Source organism: Salinicoccus hispanicus (assembly GCF_009831115.1).
Taxonomy (GTDB): Bacteria; Bacillota; Bacilli; order Staphylococcales; family Salinicoccaceae; genus Salinicoccus; species Salinicoccus hispanicus.
Genome location: NZ_WUUK01000003.1, coordinates 446,964 through 465,237 on the forward strand (window position 1 = coordinate 446,964; position 18,274 = coordinate 465,237).

18 protein-coding genes are annotated in these 18,274 nt (G+C 48.1%); all 18 read right to left on the minus strand.

Features of this window, described 5'->3' with window-relative positions:
• Positions 1-3: 3 nt before the first annotated feature.
• The 18 genes from cysK to ispE all read right to left on the minus strand — a co-directional run bounded on the left by cysK (position 4) and on the right by ispE (position 18,262).
• A complete protein-coding gene (gene cysK, locus GQ671_RS09645; protein ID WP_160656213.1) occupies positions 4-933 on the minus strand; it encodes a cysteine synthase A in 930 nt (309 codons plus the stop codon).
• Between the two features lie 67 nt (positions 934-1,000).
• Positions 1,001-1,876 carry an Hsp33 family molecular chaperone HslO gene (gene hslO, locus GQ671_RS09650; protein WP_380645460.1) on the minus strand — a complete coding sequence of 292 codons (876 nt, stop codon included), beginning with the start codon at positions 1,874-1,876 and terminating at the stop codon, positions 1,001-1,003.
• Positions 1,877-1,920: 44 nt separating this feature from the next.
• On the minus strand, positions 1,921-4,020 hold the full coding sequence (gene ftsH, locus GQ671_RS09655) for an ATP-dependent zinc metalloprotease FtsH (protein WP_211364908.1): 2,100 nt from the start codon (positions 4,018-4,020) through the stop codon (positions 1,921-1,923).
• A 74-nt stretch (positions 4,021-4,094) separates the two neighbouring features.
• Positions 4,095-4,628, minus strand: coding sequence for a hypoxanthine phosphoribosyltransferase (hpt, locus tag GQ671_RS09660; RefSeq protein WP_160656398.1), 534 nt, complete (start codon positions 4,626-4,628; stop codon positions 4,095-4,097).
• On the minus strand, positions 4,618-5,871 hold the full coding sequence (gene tilS, locus GQ671_RS09665; protein ID WP_160656219.1) for a tRNA lysidine(34) synthetase TilS: 1,254 nt from the start codon (positions 5,869-5,871) through the stop codon (positions 4,618-4,620). Before tilS ends, hpt begins: the two co-directional genes overlap by 11 nt.
• 59 nt (positions 5,872-5,930) lie before the next feature.
• Positions 5,931-6,311 (minus strand): S1 domain-containing RNA-binding protein, encoded by a 381-nt coding sequence (locus GQ671_RS09670; protein ID WP_160656222.1) that lies wholly within the window; start codon positions 6,309-6,311, stop codon positions 5,931-5,933.
• 85 nt (positions 6,312-6,396) lie between these two features.
• On the minus strand, positions 6,397-6,795 hold the full coding sequence (locus GQ671_RS09675; protein WP_160656225.1) for a septum formation initiator family protein: 399 nt from the start codon (positions 6,793-6,795) through the stop codon (positions 6,397-6,399).
• A 62-nt stretch (positions 6,796-6,857) separates the two neighbouring features.
• Entirely contained in the window at positions 6,858-7,133 is a 276-nt protein-coding gene (locus GQ671_RS09680) for an RNA-binding S4 domain-containing protein (RefSeq protein WP_160656227.1), read from the minus strand.
• Positions 7,123-8,301 carry a MazG nucleotide pyrophosphohydrolase domain-containing protein gene (locus GQ671_RS09685; protein ID WP_160656230.1) on the minus strand — a complete coding sequence of 393 codons (1,179 nt, stop codon included), beginning with the start codon at positions 8,299-8,301 and terminating at the stop codon, positions 7,123-7,125. Before GQ671_RS09685 ends, GQ671_RS09680 begins: the two co-directional genes overlap by 11 nt.
• Positions 8,298-11,768: a transcription-repair coupling factor gene (gene mfd / locus GQ671_RS09690; RefSeq protein ID WP_160656233.1), complete on the minus strand. Its 3,471-nt coding sequence runs from the start codon at positions 11,766-11,768 to the stop codon at positions 8,298-8,300. The genes GQ671_RS09685 and mfd overlap by 4 nt, the downstream gene beginning before the upstream one ends.
• Positions 11,761-12,333: an aminoacyl-tRNA hydrolase gene (gene pth / locus GQ671_RS09695; protein WP_160656236.1), complete on the minus strand. Its 573-nt coding sequence runs from the start codon at positions 12,331-12,333 to the stop codon at positions 11,761-11,763. Before pth ends, mfd begins: the two co-directional genes overlap by 8 nt.
• 63 nt (positions 12,334-12,396) lie before the next feature.
• Entirely contained in the window at positions 12,397-13,056 is a 660-nt protein-coding gene (locus GQ671_RS09700; protein WP_160656239.1) for a 50S ribosomal protein L25/general stress protein Ctc, read from the minus strand.
• A 117-nt stretch (positions 13,057-13,173) separates the two neighbouring features.
• Positions 13,174-14,148, minus strand: a complete 975-nt coding sequence (locus tag GQ671_RS09705) for a ribose-phosphate diphosphokinase (RefSeq protein WP_160656242.1) — start codon at positions 14,146-14,148, stop codon at positions 13,174-13,176.
• 12 nt (positions 14,149-14,160) lie between these two features.
• Positions 14,161-15,522 (minus strand): bifunctional UDP-N-acetylglucosamine diphosphorylase/glucosamine-1-phosphate N-acetyltransferase GlmU, encoded by a 1,362-nt coding sequence (glmU, locus tag GQ671_RS09710; RefSeq protein WP_160656245.1) that lies wholly within the window; start codon positions 15,520-15,522, stop codon positions 14,161-14,163.
• Between the two features lie 129 nt (positions 15,523-15,651).
• Positions 15,652-16,044 (minus strand): septation regulator SpoVG, encoded by a 393-nt coding sequence (gene spoVG / locus GQ671_RS09715; protein ID WP_246153225.1) that lies wholly within the window; start codon positions 16,042-16,044, stop codon positions 15,652-15,654.
• A 61-nt stretch (positions 16,045-16,105) separates the two neighbouring features.
• Positions 16,106-16,486 carry a RidA family protein gene (locus GQ671_RS09720; protein ID WP_160656249.1) on the minus strand — a complete coding sequence of 127 codons (381 nt, stop codon included), beginning with the start codon at positions 16,484-16,486 and terminating at the stop codon, positions 16,106-16,108.
• An 18-nt stretch (positions 16,487-16,504) separates the two neighbouring features.
• Entirely contained in the window at positions 16,505-17,353 is an 849-nt protein-coding gene (purR, locus tag GQ671_RS09725; RefSeq protein WP_160656252.1) for a pur operon repressor, read from the minus strand.
• Between the two features lie 63 nt (positions 17,354-17,416).
• Positions 17,417-18,262, minus strand: coding sequence for a 4-(cytidine 5'-diphospho)-2-C-methyl-D-erythritol kinase (gene ispE / locus GQ671_RS09730; RefSeq protein ID WP_160656255.1), 846 nt, complete (start codon positions 18,260-18,262; stop codon positions 17,417-17,419).
• Positions 18,263-18,274 lie beyond the last annotated feature (12 nt).

Below are 18,274 nucleotides of genomic sequence, written 5' to 3' on the forward strand. Positions count from 1 at the left end.
CTATCAGCCTTCAAAGTTGAATAGTGGTGTGGACAGGTACCTTTCACCATTGGACGGCAGCACTGTGACGACACTCTTGCCTTTGCCGAGCTTCTTCGCCACTTCAAGGCTTGCCTTGACTGCTGCACCGGAAGAAATACCTCCAAGGATACCTTCCTTCGCTGCCAGTTCACGTGCCCATTCCATTGCTTCTTCATTGCCGATCTGAATGACTTCATCATATATTTCCGTGTTGAGGGTTTTTGGTACGAAGCCTGCTCCAAGTCCCTGCAGTTTATGCGGTCCTGGTTCTCCACCACTCAGGATAGGAGAATCCTCAGGTTCCACTGCATAGATCTTCAGATTTGGATATTGTTCCCTCAGCACCTTGCCGGCACCGGAAATGGTACCGCCTGTACCGATGCCTGAAACAAATCCTGCAACGTCCAGTCCTTCAGTCTGTTTGACGAGTTCCTGCCCCGTCGTTTTCTCATGGATTTCAGGGTTTGCCATATTTTCAAACTGCTGCGGCATGAAATAGCCGTTCTTCTCAACAAGCTCTTCGGCTTTTTTGATTGCACCCTTCATGCCTTCGGCACCTGGAGTCAGAATCAGTTCTGCACCATACGCCTTGAGCAGGTTGCGTCGCTCCTTGCTCATCGTATCCGGCATGACAAGTACGGTCTTGTAGCCTTTGCTTGCTGCGACCATCGCCAGGCCGATGCCGGTGTTACCGCTCGTCGGTTCTATGATTGTCGTATCTGCAGTGAGGACACCTTCTTTTTCAGCGCGCTCGATCATGGAAAGCGCAATACGGTCCTTGACTGAGCTTCCGGGATTCATGAATTCCAACTTTACGTAAATGTCGGCCATGCTATCATCTGTCAGGTTATTAAGCTTCACAAGTGGCGTGTTACCAATCACTTCTGTAATGCTATTATAAAGTTTGCTCATACCAGTCTCCTTCATCCCTACTTAGTTACTATGGATAATATACCATTTCCATTGTCAGAAATCAATTCTAATGGGCGATGAGTTCCTGCAGCTCTTCCTTCTCGATCCATACTTTATTGCGACAGAAATGACAATCCGCTTCCGCGCCGCCATCTTCCTGTATCATGGTAATGATTTCGGACGGATCAAGTGACGCAATAGCATTCAGGAACCTGTCCTTCGAGCAGTTGCATTCGAAATGAACCGGCATTTCATCGAGTGATCTCCAGTTCTCCTCACCTATTGCTTCATTGATGATATCTTCAGGAGAAAGCCCCTGTTCAATCAATTTTGATACAGGTGTCATCTCTTTTGCACGTGCGTCGAGATATTCAATCGTCTCATCACTCGCACCGGGCAGTACTTGTATGATGAACCCGCCTGAAGCTTTGATTGTATTATCCGGGTTCACCAGAACACCGAGCGCAACGATGGACGGAATCTGCTCACTGGCATAGAAATAGTAGGAGAAGTCTTCTCCGATTTCACCCGATACGATTTCCGTCGAGCCTGTAAAATGCTCCTTCAGTCCGATATCCTTGGCAACACTCAGAAATCCATCTGTACCGACAGCACGTCTGACATCGAGTTTTCCAATATCATTGAGCGGGAAATGAACCTTCGGGTTGCCAAGATATCCGCGGACATTCCCTTTTGCATTGCTGTCGACGACAATCGCACCAATCGGGCCACCACCCTGGATGGTAACTGTCACCTTCTCTTCATTCTTGAGCATCGTGCCCATCATCAGGCCTGCCGTCATCGAGCGGCCAAGGGCGGCCGCGGCCGTCGGATAGGCGCCATGTCTGCTTACTGCCTCATTTACTGTATCTGTTGTATCTACAGAAAAGATACGTATTTCATCATTCATTCCAATTCCTCTGATCAGACGATCCACTGGAATTCCTCCTTATAAATGACCAAAAGTCGCCCGTAGGCGACTTGGCATCAGTTTCTTCGGTTATCTTCTTCCCACTGCTGCTCTCTTTCTCTCTGTCCATCGAGAGGTCGATCTTCCTGTGGGTATCCCCTCTGTTCAACCGGCTGGTCGCCAGGTTCAACAAAACGGGATGTTTCTTCTTTTTCCGCTTCTTCAGCAGGGTCTGCTTCAGAGCGCCTGTTCGCTTCTTCTTTAACCTCTTCAAAGGATGGGCCGATTTTTTCGTCCGCTTCGTCTTCATGGCTGTCGTCATAATTACGCTCAGGCAATTTGCCATTATGGAAGAGTCCTTCGATCTGTTCGCGGTCGAGCGTCTCCACTTCAAGCAGCGTCTCCGCAATCAGGTTGAGCTGCTCCTGATGTTCAGTCAGAATCTGACGGCAGCGTTCATACTGCGACTTGATGATATTCTGCATCTCCTGATCGATTTCGTAGGCGATGCTGTCGGAATAGTTCGAGTCGGATTGCATGTCCTTGCCAAGGAATACCTGGCCATTGGAATCTCCGAACTGCAACGGTCCAAGTTTTTCACTCATACCATATTCCGTCACCATGCTGCGTGCAATGCCTGTAGATCTCTGGAAGTCGTTGTGTGCACCTGTGGAAACTTCACCGAATGTGATTTCTTCGGATACACGACCACCGAGAAGTCCGACGATCTTGTCTTCAAGCTCAGGCTTCGTCATGAAGTAACGGTCTTCTTTAGGGAGCATTACTGCATAGCCGCCGGCCTGACCACGTGGCACAATCGTCACTTTGTGGACCATGTCGGCATCATCCAGCACCATGCCGATGATGGTGTGTCCTGCTTCATGGTACGCTACGATATTACGCTCTTTCTTCGAGATGACGCGGCTCTTCTTCGCCGGTCCGGCAATGACCCTGTCCGTCGCCTCGTCCACATCACGCATATCGATCTTCGATTTTTCCTGTCTGGCAGCGACAAGTGCCGCTTCATTCAGCAGGTTTTCAAGATCTGCACCTGAGAAGCCTGGTGTTCTTGCAGCAAGCGCAGCCAGATCAACGGTATCATCGAACGGCTTGTTTTTAGCGTGTACTTTAAGCACTGCTTCACGACCTTTGACATCAGGACGACCGACCGGAATCTGTCTGTCAAAACGACCTGGACGCAGCAGCGCCGGGTCAAGAATATCAGGCCTGTTTGTTGCTGCAATCATGATGATGCCTTCGTTTTCTCCGAAGCCATCCATTTCTACAAGCAGCTGGTTCAGTGTCTGCTCACGCTCATCGTGGCCCCCACCGACACCTGCACCACGCTGACGCCCAACAGCATCAATCTCATCAATGAAGATGATACATGGTGCATTCTTCTTGGCATTCTCAAACAGATCACGCACACGGGAAGCACCGACACCGACAAACATCTCAACAAAGTCGGAACCACTGATGGAGAAGAATGGCACACCCGCTTCTCCAGCTACCGCTTTTGCGATCAATGTTTTACCTGTACCCGGCGGGCCGACAAGCAGCACACCTTTAGGTATTTTTGCACCGATGCGATCAAAACGGCGCGGATCTTTCAGGAAATCGACTACTTCGATAAGTTCCTGCTTCTCTTCGTCCGCTCCTGCAACATCTTCGAAACGGACTTTCTTCTTGCTCTGGTCATAGAGCTTCGCTTTACTCTTACCGAAGTTCATCACACGGCCACCGCCGCCACCGCCGCCTTGTGCCTGACTCATCAGGAACAGGAAGAGGAAGAGGATGAGCAGCAATGGAATGAACGTGAACAGCATGCTCGTCCAAGGGCTCTGTTCCTCTGCAGGTTCAATCGAGAAATTCAGGCCTTCCTGAGCTCTTGCTGTATTCAGAATCTGGTCAAGGTCTTCAGTGCTGTTATACGGAATCACGGAAGTAAAGGATTCCTGTTCATCCTGTCCAGCCAGTCGACCTTCAACAAGATAGACGTTCTGTTCCGGCTGTATCATGAGTTCTTCTATGTTACCGGCATCCAGTTCCTCGAGGAATTCACCATATTGGAGTTCCTCTTCAAGAGCTGAGTTGCCATTGAAACTTTGAAATATACCAAACATGATGACTGATAGGATTAATATCAGTAAAATGTTACGGCCTACATTTTTAGGCATCCGTAAACCTCCATTTCTAATACGACTAAGAGAAATAATACCATAATTTCACAAAGTTATTCCACTGTTTTGTCTTACTGGTAGAGCTCAGGCTTCAATAGTCCGATATACGGCAGGTTACGATATTTTTCATCGAAATCCAGTCCGTATCCGACAACGAAACCATCAGGTATTTCCGTTCCTATATACTTTACATCAACTTCAAGCTCTCTGTTTATCGGCTTATCCAGCAGCGTCACTATCTCAAGCGAAGCTGCATTTCTGTATTCGATCAGATCAATGATCGAGTTCAATGTTGTGCCGGTCTCTATGATGTCTTCCACTACAAGCACATGACGCCCATCCACTGAGGTGGAAAGATCTTTCAGAATTTTTACTTCACCGGAAGATTTTGTTCCGACATAGCTTGAAACATCCATGAAATCTATCTCCAGATGCGTATCTATGTACTTGATCAGGTCTCCCATGAACATGATGGAACCTTTCAGGAGGCCGACCAGTATTGGCGTCTTCCCTTCATAGTCTTCAGTGATTTTCTTGCCGAGCCGTTCTGCTATGTTCTGAATTTCTTCTTCAGACAGCACAATCTCGCTAATATCATTTCTCAGGCTCATTCGTAAACTCCTTTTCAATAATTAATCGACGGTTCTTTTCCTTGCTATCCATTATATTATAAATTTCACCCAGTGCAATAATTTGACGGTTTTTATCCACAACAACAGGCAGCAGTTCACGCTCATCCGCTGGTATCTTGCTGTCGATGAAAATACGCGACAGCTTCTTTGTACCTGTGCCGGGAATATTCATCCGGTCACCCTCGGTTTTTGTCCGCACCGTCAACGGGTAGCAGTCTGCATCCATGCGCACTGTAATCGTATAGCCGTTGAAATGGTAGGCACCATCACCATCCACTTTGAGCATCTCCATTTTTTCACCCTTGCCCTGTTTCTTTAGAACATGACCATATGAAATGACGATTCTCGTTTCACCCATCTCAAAGGATGCATTCGCAATATCGGAGGCGATGGCGTCCAGGACGGCGTCGATATGACGGCGTCTCGGCGCCTCACCTTGCTGTGCCAGCCAAACCTTTAGAATATATAGCCTGACGATGCGTTTTTCCATATTGAAGGCTTGCCGGTCAATGCTTCCTTCGTAATGCGCCAGAAATGCGTTCGCCCGGTCTTTCAATATATCATCGACATCATCCATATCCTGCTGCACACGGAGCAGCTGGCGCGCTTGGAGGTGCCGACTCTCCCTGATCGGCGGCATAAGCCGATGACGGATGTAATTCCTTGTATAGTCGGTCCGGATATTTGTTTCATCCTCGAAATAGGCGACATCGTGCTTTCTGGCATAGCTCGTTATCTCTCTACGCCCTGCATCAATCATCGGACGGACAATCGTGTATCCCGGCATATGCCTCCGTGCCGGAATCCCCATCTTCCCGGGCAGATGGCGTCCCGTAAGCAGAGCATGAAGGATGGTTTCGTACTGGTCATCCAGATGATGTCCGGTAAGCAGCATCGCTGCACCGTGCTTATCCATCATCTCATCAAAGAAATCGTACCGGGCTTCCCGGGCACTTTCCTGGCTGAACTCACCATGTGGAATATCAAGCACCGCTGTTTCACACAGCCGGCCATCCCGCTGTGCCATGCCCATGATGTATTTTGCCTCATCGGTCGAAGCCGCCCGCTGCCCATGATTTACATGAAGCAGAATGAGCGTATCATAAGTCTCTTTATATACCGTGTCCAGCAGGTGGTACAGGACCATGGAATCCACTCCGCCCGAAATTGCGAGCGCAATCTTTTCCTCCCGCTCCCAAGGGGTGAAGAGTTCCATACTACCATCCTTCTCAGAAAATAAAATAAGACGATTACTGGAATCGTCTGTGTGTCTATTTATTTTTTGCCTCGTCCACCACGACGTGATTCGGCCTGCCTCTTTATTGTTGACATACGATCTTCGCTGTCTTTCAGGAAGCTTGAAAGTTTCTTTTCAAAGTCTTCCGGAGATGGGTCTTTACGTGGTTTCGGCTTAGGTTTTTGTTCTTTGGCTTTCTTGATGGACAGACTGATCTTGCCGTCATCCCCAACGGTCAGGACCTTGACTTCTACCTCTTCTCCTACACTAAGGTGCTCATTGATATCCTCTACATACTGATCTGCAACCTCACTGATGTGAACGAGCCCTGTCTTTCCTCCCGGAAGCTCTACAAATGCTCCGAAATTCTTAATACCCGTGACTTTCCCTTTTACTTTACTGCCCACTTCGACTGACATCTTTATATATTATCCTCCCAATTATCATTTAATCTTTTCTTATCATATCATTAAAAAGAAAAATAATCATTACATATTGTAATGATTATTCCTCGTTTTCATTTTTTTCAGGCTTCTCTTCCTGCTCTTTTGAGTCAGCAAGATTAAACACAATCTCCCCTTCTTCAGAGAGGAAGAATTCGCTTCTCGCAATTCGCGTAATATAGTTATCATCGTTCAATTGTTTGATCTGCTGTTCCAGATCTTTCGCTTCATCTGCGCGCTCATCCAGTACAACCTGTGCCTGGACCAGTTCTTCATGAAGTAGCTGATTCTGGTTTTTCTGATTAAAAGCAGCAATGAGCAGAATACCCACTACTACCAGCAGCATGCTGCCGAACAATAAAGTCCGTTTCTTCGCTGCACGGTTTTCATTCTGTTTAGCCTTCTTTTCCTTTTCGCGCCTGCTAGTGTAATTATTGATGACCTTGACTACCTTGCTCACGGCTCAACACCTTCAATCTGTCCGTTGTCTATCTATAAAATACACCATAAGCACGCTGTTTACTAGAGAAAACTGGTATCCTTTTCAATTTTCTGTTCTTTTATCACTTTGTACATGCGTTCTGCATCTTCCTTGCGGGCATGTGCCTCGAGCTGTACCACTTCAAGCGTGACGATCTTCCTGCCGAATTCGATCTCCACGATGTCACCGACTGAAAGGTCCGTTCCTGCTTTTGCTGCCCTGTCGTTGACCTTCACACGGCCATCATCACTGATCTCCTTGGCCAGCGTCCGTCTTTTGATCACTCTGGACACTTTAAGAAATTTATCAAGTCTCATTTTTCCGCCCCCTCTCTTTCAGAATTTCTTCCAATGGCTTTCCTTCATGGATGGTCTCTTTCATCCATCCCAGTACAATGTCGCCATAGGCTTTTTCATACTTTATCTTTTCCTTCTTGCCTTCTTTCGCCTTCGCTTCTGACCATACACGATCGAGGTCATCAAGCGACTCCACAGAGGCGTCGCCGAATACATGCGGATGGCGTCTGACGACTTTCGCAGTCACACTGTCGAGCACATCGAAGAAATCAAAATATCCGTCCTTCTTGCCGATGGCGCTGTGAAGCGCGACCTGCAGAAGAATATCTCCAAGCTCCTCGACGATTCCTTCGTCATCCTGCTTTTCGATGGCTTCAATCACTTCATACGCCTCTTCAAGGAGATGACGTTCGATTGATTCATGCGTCTGCATCTTGTCCCATGGACACCCATTTTCACCGACGAGTGTATCGAATACTTCTGTCATGTAGTGTATGTCTCGCTGTGACATGCGTGCATCTTCTACTTTAGGAATATAGAGGCAGAGCAGGTTGCTCTGAATGCCCAGATGATCGATTTCATGCAGCGGTCGACTTGCGATCTGTTCATGGTCACTGCCTGCAGCATCGACAATCTTCACCTCGGTTTCAGGCGGATAGTATTCGAGCAGTGACAGCTTGACCTCTCCGAGACTGTACTGGTCATAGACCTGGGTGACCAGGGTGTGCTGGTGATAGTCAAGATCCCGCACATTGAAATTCATGCCGTCCAGCACCTGGAAGCCTTCATTTACAGGCACTCTCACAGCAGCAATGACTGCGTCGATAAAGCTTTGCCCGCCGGATATCGATACTTCCAACTCGCCTTTCTGCTGATGTTCGAGCAGCAGCTCGGTCGTCGTTTCATAGAACAGCGGGTGGCCCGGCACCGCATAGAGTACATCTTCATGCTCCGCCGCCGCGATGAGTCTGTCCACTATCGCATGATACGTGCCTTCAAATGTCTCATGCTGTTCATATACATCATCCAGATTGATCAGTTCGGTGCCATTCTCTCTCAGAGCCGACACTGCGGGGTGGTCTTCGGTGCGCAGGTATATGCGTCCGGCCTGCTCGAGGCGCCGCCATACACCAAGCGGCATCTGATCCAGATCCGAACTTCCAAGCCCGATCACTTCTATACGTTTCATAGCACTTCCTCCATTCTGCTGTTCTGTACCGCTTCAAGAATATCGACAAGCTGATTGACATCCTTGTTCCGGATTGTGATCAGCATTTCGCCATCCTGTACGGATATCTTCATGATGCGTCCATAGTCCTGTGTATCGTTGAACAGCTTCTCACCATCGATCTGCCCGGTCGCTTTCCTTGAGACTTGCAGATAGAAGTTGCGGCTGTCCTCTTTGACGTGGTAGATGCCGAACATCAATGCGAAGACTTTGATACGTACGAGCTGAAGCAGTCGTTCCACTTCGACCGGATATTCTCCGAAACGATCCAGCAGCTCATCCTGTATATCGCGTATGACATCAATCGACTCCGCTTTTCTCAGTCGTTTGTATATATCGATCTTGGATTGCTCATGTGAAATATAGGATGCAGGTATATAGGCATCCAGTGTAACATCAATCGGTATGTTGACCGGTTCCGGCTCAGGTTCAAGACCCTGCTTCTCCTTGACTGCCGTCTCGAGCATTTCGGAATAGAGCTCGTAGCCGACCGAGTCGATGAAACCGGACTGGTGCTTGCCGAGCAGATTGCCGGCACCGCGGATATTGAGATCACGCATCGCAATCTTGAAGCCGCTGCCGAGTTCCGTATATTCCTTGATTGCTTCAAGACGCTTCTCTGCGACTTCGGTCAGCACCTTGTCCGGCTGGTGGAAGAGATAGGCATAGCTGATGCGGTTGCTTCGGCCGACACGTCCACGCAGCTGGTACAGCTGGCTCAGTCCGAAGCGGTCTGCATCCTCGATGATCAGTGTATTCGCATTCGGTACATCAACACCCGTCTCGATGATGGTCGTCGTCACCAGCACATCGTATTCTCCGTTGACGAAAGCAAGCATCGTCTCCTCGATTTCCTTTTCATTCATCTTGGCATGCATGACGCCCACTTCAGCATCCGGCACCATCGCTTCGACATGGGCTTTTTTCTGATAGATTGTATCCACCCGGTTGTGCAGATAGAAGACCTGGCCATCACGTGCCAGTTCACGTTCTATTGCCTCACGGACAAAATCACCCTGGTACTCGAGCACGTAGGTCTGGACCGGGAAGCGGTTTTCAGGCGGCGTTTCGATGACGGATAGATCCCTCACACCGGAGAGGCTCATGTGCAGTGTTCTTGGGATCGGTGTCGCCGTCAAGGTCAGCACGTCCACATTCGTCTTCAGCTGCTTGATCTTCTCCTTATGCCTGACCCCGAAGCGCTGCTCCTCATCGACAACCAGCAAGCCGAGATCCTTGAACTCGAGATCCTTTGCCAGCACCTTGTGTGTACCGACTACGATATCGACGGTCCCCTTTTTCAGACCTTCTTTCGTTTTCTTCAGCTGACCTGCTGTTCTGAAACGGCTCATCATGTCGACATTGACAGGGAAATCCTCAATCCGTTCGATCAGGCTTTCATAGTGCTGTGCTGCAAGTATGGTCGTCGGCACGAGAAATGCCACCTGCTTACCATCCTGTACAGCTTTGAAGGCTGCCCGTATGGCCACTTCCGTCTTACCATACCCCACATCACCACAGAGCAGACGATCCATCGGCTGCAGTGACTCCATATCTTTTTTGATTTCACCGACCGAAGCCACCTGGTCGGGTGTCGGTTCATAAGGGAACCGCTCTTCGAATGAACTCTGCATATCCGTATCCATCGAAAAGGCAAACCCTTCAGCCTGACTTCTCTCCTGATAGAGTTTTATCAGTTCATCCGCGATTTCATTGACGTTGGCTTCAACCTTCGCTTTCGTCTTCTTCCAGTCCGTACCGCCAAGCTTATGCATCTTCGGCTGTCCATCATCACTGGAAATATATTTCTGCACGAGGTTCATCTGATCGACCGGAATATAGAGCTGGTCCGTGCCTTTATACTGCAGCTTCATATAGTCATTGTGGATGCCGCTGATCTCGAGCGTTTCGATGCCGAGGTAGCGGCCCACCCCATGGTGCACATGGACGATATAGTCGCCAACATTAAGTTCCTGGTATGACTTGATCTTTTCTGCATTCGATATTTTTTTGGCCCGCTTCTTTTTGCGTGATGTCTTGTTGTACAGTTCCTTGGAACCGAGGACCGCCACTTTCATGAATGGCAGAATAAAACCTTTTGACAAGACACCCTTGGTCAGGACAATCCCCGAATCCACCGGAATTTCTTCGATGTAGCTTGGAATCTTCAGATCTTCGAGCAGCTGACGTGTCTTGTCGATCTCATCTTCGTCCCTCAGAACCAGATTGATCATGTATTCATCATTCAGCATCCTGTTGAGGTTCGAAGCAAGAATATCATATTGACCGTAGTAGACCTCAGTCGGCCGGACTGATATTTTTACGATATGACCGATCTCGACCGGCATGCTTTTCGTGAACAGGTTGAAATAGGTGCTGCCTTTGAGTGACAGTAATCGTTCATACTGACCCTCGAGGAAATTGCCGCCGCCCTTGAACATACGCCCGGCTTCGACCATCGATTCGTAGTAGCTGCTGACCGAATTGAATTCTGACTCGTAGGCCGCCGCCATATTCTTCACTTCGTCAACAATGACACGGTGGTCATCAGTGATATAGTCGATGATCGAGATGCCACGGTCGGTGAGGAGCCGGCTGTAGTGGACCAGATGATTGAATGTCTGATCCGGATGGGTCACCGTATCGTAATATTCGTCCAGTGCCTCCTGGGACGCCTGGTCCAGATGGGTTCTGGTATCCTGATACATCTGTTCAATCCTACTAAGCAGCCTTTCACGTTCATCCCGTTCGATGATGTATTCGGCATGCGGTTTCATTTGGAAGGCGTCGATATTCTCTATGGAACGCTGGGTTTCAGGATCGATCGACCTCAGCGAGTCCACTTCATCATCAAAAAGCTCGATCCGGATCAGCTGCTCGGACATATAGACGTCGATGATATCACCACGCACTGCAAACTCTCCGAAGTGCACCGCCTGATTCATCCTTCTATAGCCAAGACTCACCAGGTCTTCGATGAACTGGTCGTATTCGAGTACGCTGCCTACCTCTATCGTCTTTTCAAAGCTGAGCAGCTTGTCTTTCGGCATCATCGGCTTCAGCAGCGCATGGACCGGTACGACAAATAGCCCTGGCTCATTATGTGCCAGAGCAAAAAGACTGCTCATCCGCGCTTTCATGAATTCAGGACTCTGTTTGGCATGATTCTCTATCATGATATCCCCAACCGGGAATGTATGGACATTATCCATCATATCCATCAGTGGAGCGGCCAATTTTTCCATCTGGTGGTTGTTCTGTACAAATAGGACGACCGGCCGTCCTTCAGATTGTACCAGTTCATACAGCAGAGCCGGCTTGAAATCATCATTGATTCCAGTGACCATCATGTTCAGTGAATCTTTATGATTGGCAACTTCAAGAAAACGTTCATCATTCTGTATTCTTTTCGAAACTTTATCATTCATCTACATCACCGTTATATTCCGTCATCACTTCTTCGAACGGCTCCGTCAGAAACGCAGTCGAGGCTTCGAAAGAACGTGTGACCACTTTTTCAATTACAGGCTGTTCGCTTTTGGAAAACCTGCCGAGCACATAACCGGGAATCGAACCTCCGGGCGCCGGGCGGTCTATACCGATCCTTATCCTTTTATACTTCTCGGTACTCAGGTGCTGGTTGAGCGATTTGATACCGTTATGGCCACCGCCACTCCCCTTTTTCCGTAGACGCAATCTGCCTACAGGAAGGTCCAGATCATCGTACAGGACAAGGATGTCATCGACGTCGATCTTATAGTAGTCAAGAAGTGGACGTACACCTTCGCCACTGAGATTCATGAAAGTCTGTGGCTTGATGAGCATTACTCTTTGGCCTTTATAGTAGCCTACACCGAAAAGACATTTGAATTTTCTGCTGGAGAGCTCGATGCCGAGCGCATCCGCCATATGGTCAATTACCATGAAGCCGATATTATGTCTCGTATAATCATACTTTTTCCCTGGATTTCCAAGTCCAATCACACATTTCATTCCATCACCTCATACAACGTTAAAAAAGGCGATGGGAAATCCACCGCCATGATCATGCTTATATTACGCTTCGTCTTTGTTATCTTCGTCGGAAGATTCCTCAGATCCTTCTGCTGCTTCTTCAGACTCTTCAGTTTCAGCGCCTTCAGTTTCTTCGCCCTCTTCAGGCTCTTCTGCCTGAGGTGGAACGACTGAAACGATTGCTTCGTCATCTTCATTCTCGATTGTGAAGTTGCCTTTGGAACGGATATCGGATACATAGAGTGTATCGCCGATCTGCATTTCTTCAACATTGACCTGGATGGATTCCGGAATGTTATCCGGTGTTGCTGTAACGGATACCTCGAAGATCGGGTGTTCAATCACGCCGCCTTCTGCTACGCCAGCAGCTTCTCCAACTACTTCTATTGTTACATCCACTGTAACCTCGGACTTCATGTTGATTGCTACGAAGTCGATGTGTGTAATCTGGTTTTTAAGAGAATCGAACTGATACTCAGTCACCATTACTTTTACTGCTTTGCCGGAAACATCAAGGTCGATGACACCGTTACGTCCAATTTCACGGATGACTTTGATGAATTCATTTTCGTCTACAGCGACTGGAGTATTATCTACTTCATAGCCGTATACGATTGCAGGGATCTTGCCTGCTGCACGCAGTTCAGTTACTTCTGAACGCTTTGTTTTGCCTTCTCTATTCGTTGAGGCCAATTTTGCCATGGTATATTTCCACCTTTCATTTACGGACAGTTTTGCATTACTTCATTTAACACATAGCCATGCATAATAATAGCATACTACCCGTGTGTTTGTAAAAAAAACATGCTGGAGACCGGATTAATTATCAAATAGTATGCTTACAGACTCCTCTTCATAGACACGGACGATGGCCTGGGCCATAAGCTCGCCTACGGAAAGTTCCACAATTTTGCTGCTTTTCTTCTCTTCAGGCAGCTGGATGGAGTTCGTCACTACCAGCTCCTTGATGACGGATTCTTCAATTCTGGAAATTGCAGGACCTGACAAGACCGCGTGTGTACAGCACGCATAGACTTCCTTCGCCCCTTTATCCAGAAGTGCCTGGGCCGCAAGCTTCATTGTCCCGCCGGTATCGATGATGTCATCAATGATGATGGCGGTACGTCCGTCGATTTCACCGACTATGTTCATCACTTCTGCCACATTCGGCTTCGGACGCCGCTTATCGATGATCGCAATCGGTGTCTTCAGACGATCCGCCATTTTACGTGCACGTGTCACACCGCCATGATCCGGGGAGACGACTACCACTTCATCAAAGTTGAATTCCTTGTTGTCCTGGAAGTAGTCACTCAGAATCGGCACACCCATAAGATGATCGATTGGAATATCGAAGAAGCCTTGGAGTTGTGGTGCATGGAGGTCGAGGGAGATGACACGGTCCGCACCTGCTGTTTCAATCAGGTTCGCAACAAGCTTTGCAGTGATCGGTTCGCGTGAGCGGCTCTTCCTATCCTGGCGTGCATAGCCATAATAGGGCATCACGATATTGATTGTCGCTGCAGAAGCACGTTTCAGTGCATCTATCATGATCAGTAGCTCCATGAGGTGTTCATTAACCGGCTGGCTTGTCGGCTGGACAACGAATACATCGCATCCACGGACACTCTCTTCTATGTTGATCTGAACCTCTTCGTCAGAAAACCGCTTGACCTGGCATTTTCCGAGAGGAATTCCGATATGTTCCGCGATTTCCCTCGCGAGTGGTTCATTGGCCTGTAGGGAAAAAAGGCGTAGGTTTGAGTTTTTGTACTGATTGCTAGAAGCTAACATGTTCTTCCTCCATTAATTATCTTTTTTGTAGTATCCGTCTTTTGTCGTCTGCCTGTTCCTAGCAATAGCGAGGCTGTCTTCAGGCACCTCTTCTGTGATTGTGGAGCCGGCAGCTATGAAGGATCGGTCCCCGACTTTTACCGGTGCCACAAGATTCGAGTTGCACCCGATGAATGCATCCTGTCCGATTTCCGTCCTGAATTTGTTCTTGCCGTCATAGTTTACTGTAATGGTGCCGCAGCCGATGTTGGAACGTGCGCCGATGGAGGCGTCTCCGATATAGCTGAGATGGGAGACCTTGGCTTCATTTTCGAGCTTGGATTTTTTGACTTCGACAAAGTTGCCGATCTTCACTTCTTCGCCAAGCTCAGAGTCAGGCCTCAGTTGTGCGAATGGTCCGACCTTTGTTCCTCTGCCCACTTTTGAGGACGTAACAACAGACTGTCTGATCTCCACTTCGTCACCGATAATGGAGTCCTTGATTTCGGAACCGGAGGAAATCCTTGCATTTTTACCGATTTCCGTCCTGCCGCGAATGATGGCACCTGGATAGATGATCGTATCGCTTCCGATTTCAACTTCCTTATCGATATACGTCGTATCTGGATGAATCAGTGTTACGCCATTCTGCATATGTAGCGTATTGATGCGTTTTCTCATGACCTCCTCGGCATTGGCCAGAGCGACTCTGTCGTTGATGCCGAGCGTTTCTTCAAAGTCAGGTGTCACATATGCTTCCACACGCGCCCGCTGGTCGCGTAGGATGGAGATGACATCGGGAAGATAGTATTCGTTCTGTGCATTATTATTATCCACCTGCTCGAGTGCTTCAAACAATGTACGGTTATCAAAGATGAACGTCCCCGAACTCACCTCTTTGATCTCCCGCTCCAGATCAGTCGCATCCTTCTCCTCGACAATGCGTTTGACTGAACCATTTTCCTTTCTCACTATCCGGCCATAGCCGAATGGCATCTGTGTGCGTGAAGACAGAATAGTGGCCTTCGATCCAGTCTCAAGATGATAGTGCATGAATGCCTGTATCGTCGTATCACTGATGAGTGGTGTATCTCCGCACACGACCATCGTATGGCCGTCCTTATCACGAAGCGTATCCTGCCATTGGCGTACTGCATGCGCTGTGCCAAGCTGTTCTTCCTGGATTGTCGTATGTATACTTCCACCCAGGTAGCTGCTGACTGTTTCAGAACCATGTCCAAGGACTGCGTAGATATCTGAAATTCCTGCTTCCCTCAAATTGCCGATGACGTGCTGGATCATTGGTGTACCGCATACTTCATGCAGTACCTTGTACTTCTCGGACTTCATCCGTGTACCTTTTCCGGCCGCAAGGATAATTGCTCTCGTCTGCATAGTCTACCTCCATTTTATAACTAACCCAATTATATTTTAGAAGCGAGGGAGTTTCAAGGTGTAAGCGGATGCAACTGAAAAGTTCTTCATCGTAAAAAACCCGCAAAGCATGTGCTTTGCGGGCTGCCGCTATCTATTGTCTTCAGTGCTGTCCTGTTCTGATTCTTCCTGATGATACTGTGCGTCTTCTTGGCTTACAGCATCCTTCGACGGGTCGACAACCGTTTCGGATGTATCAGGCACGTTCTCTATCTGTGGTTCAGGATCTTCCGTTTCTTCATATACCCGCATCACTTCTTCCTGTACATGCTGCCGCATGTCGGAATGAATCGGGTGGGCAATATCCCTGAACTCCCCGTCAGGTGTCCTTTTACTCGGCATTGCTACAAACAGACCATTGTTTCCTTCGATGACCCTGAGGTCATGAATGACAAATGCATCTTCAAAAGTAATGGATGCCAGTGCTTTCATTCGAGTGTCTTGGTTATTTACTTTCCGCAGTCTAACATCTGTTATCTTCATCGTTTGTTCCCCCAATAATAATTATTGTTGGATCGTATGTGTACTGCTTCAGCCAACCAATCTATTCGTTCGTTTCAGATGCAATCACTTCAATTTCCACTTTCACATCTTTCGGTAAACGACTGACTTCTACACATGATCTTGCTGGTAGTTTACCCGTAAAATAGCCGCCGTAAACTTCATTGATCAGTGGGAAATCATTCATGTTGCTGATGAAAATCGTTGTTTTGACAATATTTCCATAGCCCATGCCTGCTGCTGCAAGGACATGACCGACATTCTCCATTACCTGCTTTGTCTGTTCCTGCACATCGTCAGAGACGATCTCACCTTCAAGATTGAGCGGAATCTGGCCTGAGGAATAGAACATATTCCCCACTTTCATGCCGTGGCTATATGGTCCAAGTGCTTCTGGTGCTTTTGAAGAATTGATGGCTTCCATTGTATAGAACTCCCCTGACTATGAATTATATTTATCGTTTCCATTTTCAATATACTCTAAACAGTTGCCTTCTTCCACTAGGAAGGACTGGTTGAATTCATCGATTTCCGACACTTTCAGCAAGGAGGTGTAGTCATTGAAACGGCGGTTCTCCACCTGCTTTGCCTCGACAAGCACACTGACTCCTACCACTTCTGCAGAAAACTCCTCCATCAGATTGATCACACCTGTGATCGACCCCCCGGCGCGCAGGAAATCATCCACGACGAGCACTTTGGAACCTTCTTTCAGCGTGCGCTTGGATAAGACCATCGTCTCAATCTTCCGCGTCGATCCCGATACATAGTTGACAGAGACAGTAGAACCTTCCGTCACCTTGTTATCCTTGCGGATGACAGCTACAGGCACATTCAGTTTTCTCGCTACTGCATTTGCGAACGAGATGCCTTTGGTTGCGATTGTGACCACCGCATCAATCGTTTCATCACCATACATCGTTGCAATCAGCTCGCCGATATCATTCATAAGGTGTGGGTTGCCCATGATGTCCGACATGTAGAGGTAACCACCAGGAAGTAGGCGCTCCTTCATTTTCAGTACTTCCATGAAGTGTCCGACAATCTCTTCAGCCCGCTGATAGCTGATTTTCGGCTGGAATGTTACCCCGCCACCCGCACCGGCAGTTGTTTGTACAGTGCCGATACCTTCATTTTCAAAAACATCCTTGATAATGCGGATGTCTTCACTGATTGATGATTTCGCCTGTGTAAACTTGTCTACGAAATATGTAAGAGGAATCAGCTGATTTGGATGGGAAGTGAGGTGCTGGGTCATGAAGACCAGCCTTTCACTGCGTTTGAATTTCATAAAATAACTCCTGATACCGTATTTAATATAGTGATTTTACCATAAAAGTTCGGTTTTCAGCAATCATCCAAGCAATCTTACTTTATAAACTTCGTGACAGCAGCCTTTGATTGCATTATAAAGTTGTGTCGCCTGCCGCTCTTTGTGGGTGAGTCCAAAAACTGTAGGACCGCTTCCACTCATCATTGCACCGTCTGCACCGTTATCGAGCATCGTATCAATGAGCTTTTTGACGTCAGGATGCTTTTTCATGGTCACTTCCTGAAGGTCGTTCTTCATCAGTTTCATCATCATCGGGTAGTTGCCCGCTTCAATCGCTTCTACCATATGCTCTGAAGCCGGGCGGTTCTTGCCGGGCTGCAATGCCTGGTAGATGGTCTTTGTAGAGACATTCACTTTCGGCTTGGCCAGAATCACCCAGGCATTCGGAGGTTTACATAGATGTTCGATCCTTTCACCTCTGCCCGTTGCCAATGCCGTCCCCCCATATACGCAAAATGGGATATCAGAACCGAGCTGACCGGATAGTTCGGCCAGCTCTTTGATATCAACGCCGAGGTCATACAGGGCATTGATGCCCCTGAACGTTGCGGCTGCATCTGCCGAACCTCCTGCAAGTCCTGCAGCGATGGGAATGTTCTTTTCTATCACAATGGTAACGCCAGTATCGATGCCGTACGTACGGATCATCAGAGACGCCGCCTGGTAGGCCAGGTTGCGCCGATCCGAAGGCACATACTGGTGCTCCGTCTCGATGACGATCTTCTTATCATTCCTCTTCTCAAAAGACAACTGATCGTTCAGGTCGACAGTCGTCATGACCATGTTCACTTCATGGTAGCCATCTTCCCTTTTGAACAATGTATCCAATGTCAGATTGATTTTTGCTGGTGCAGTTTCAAAATGCATACTTTCACATCC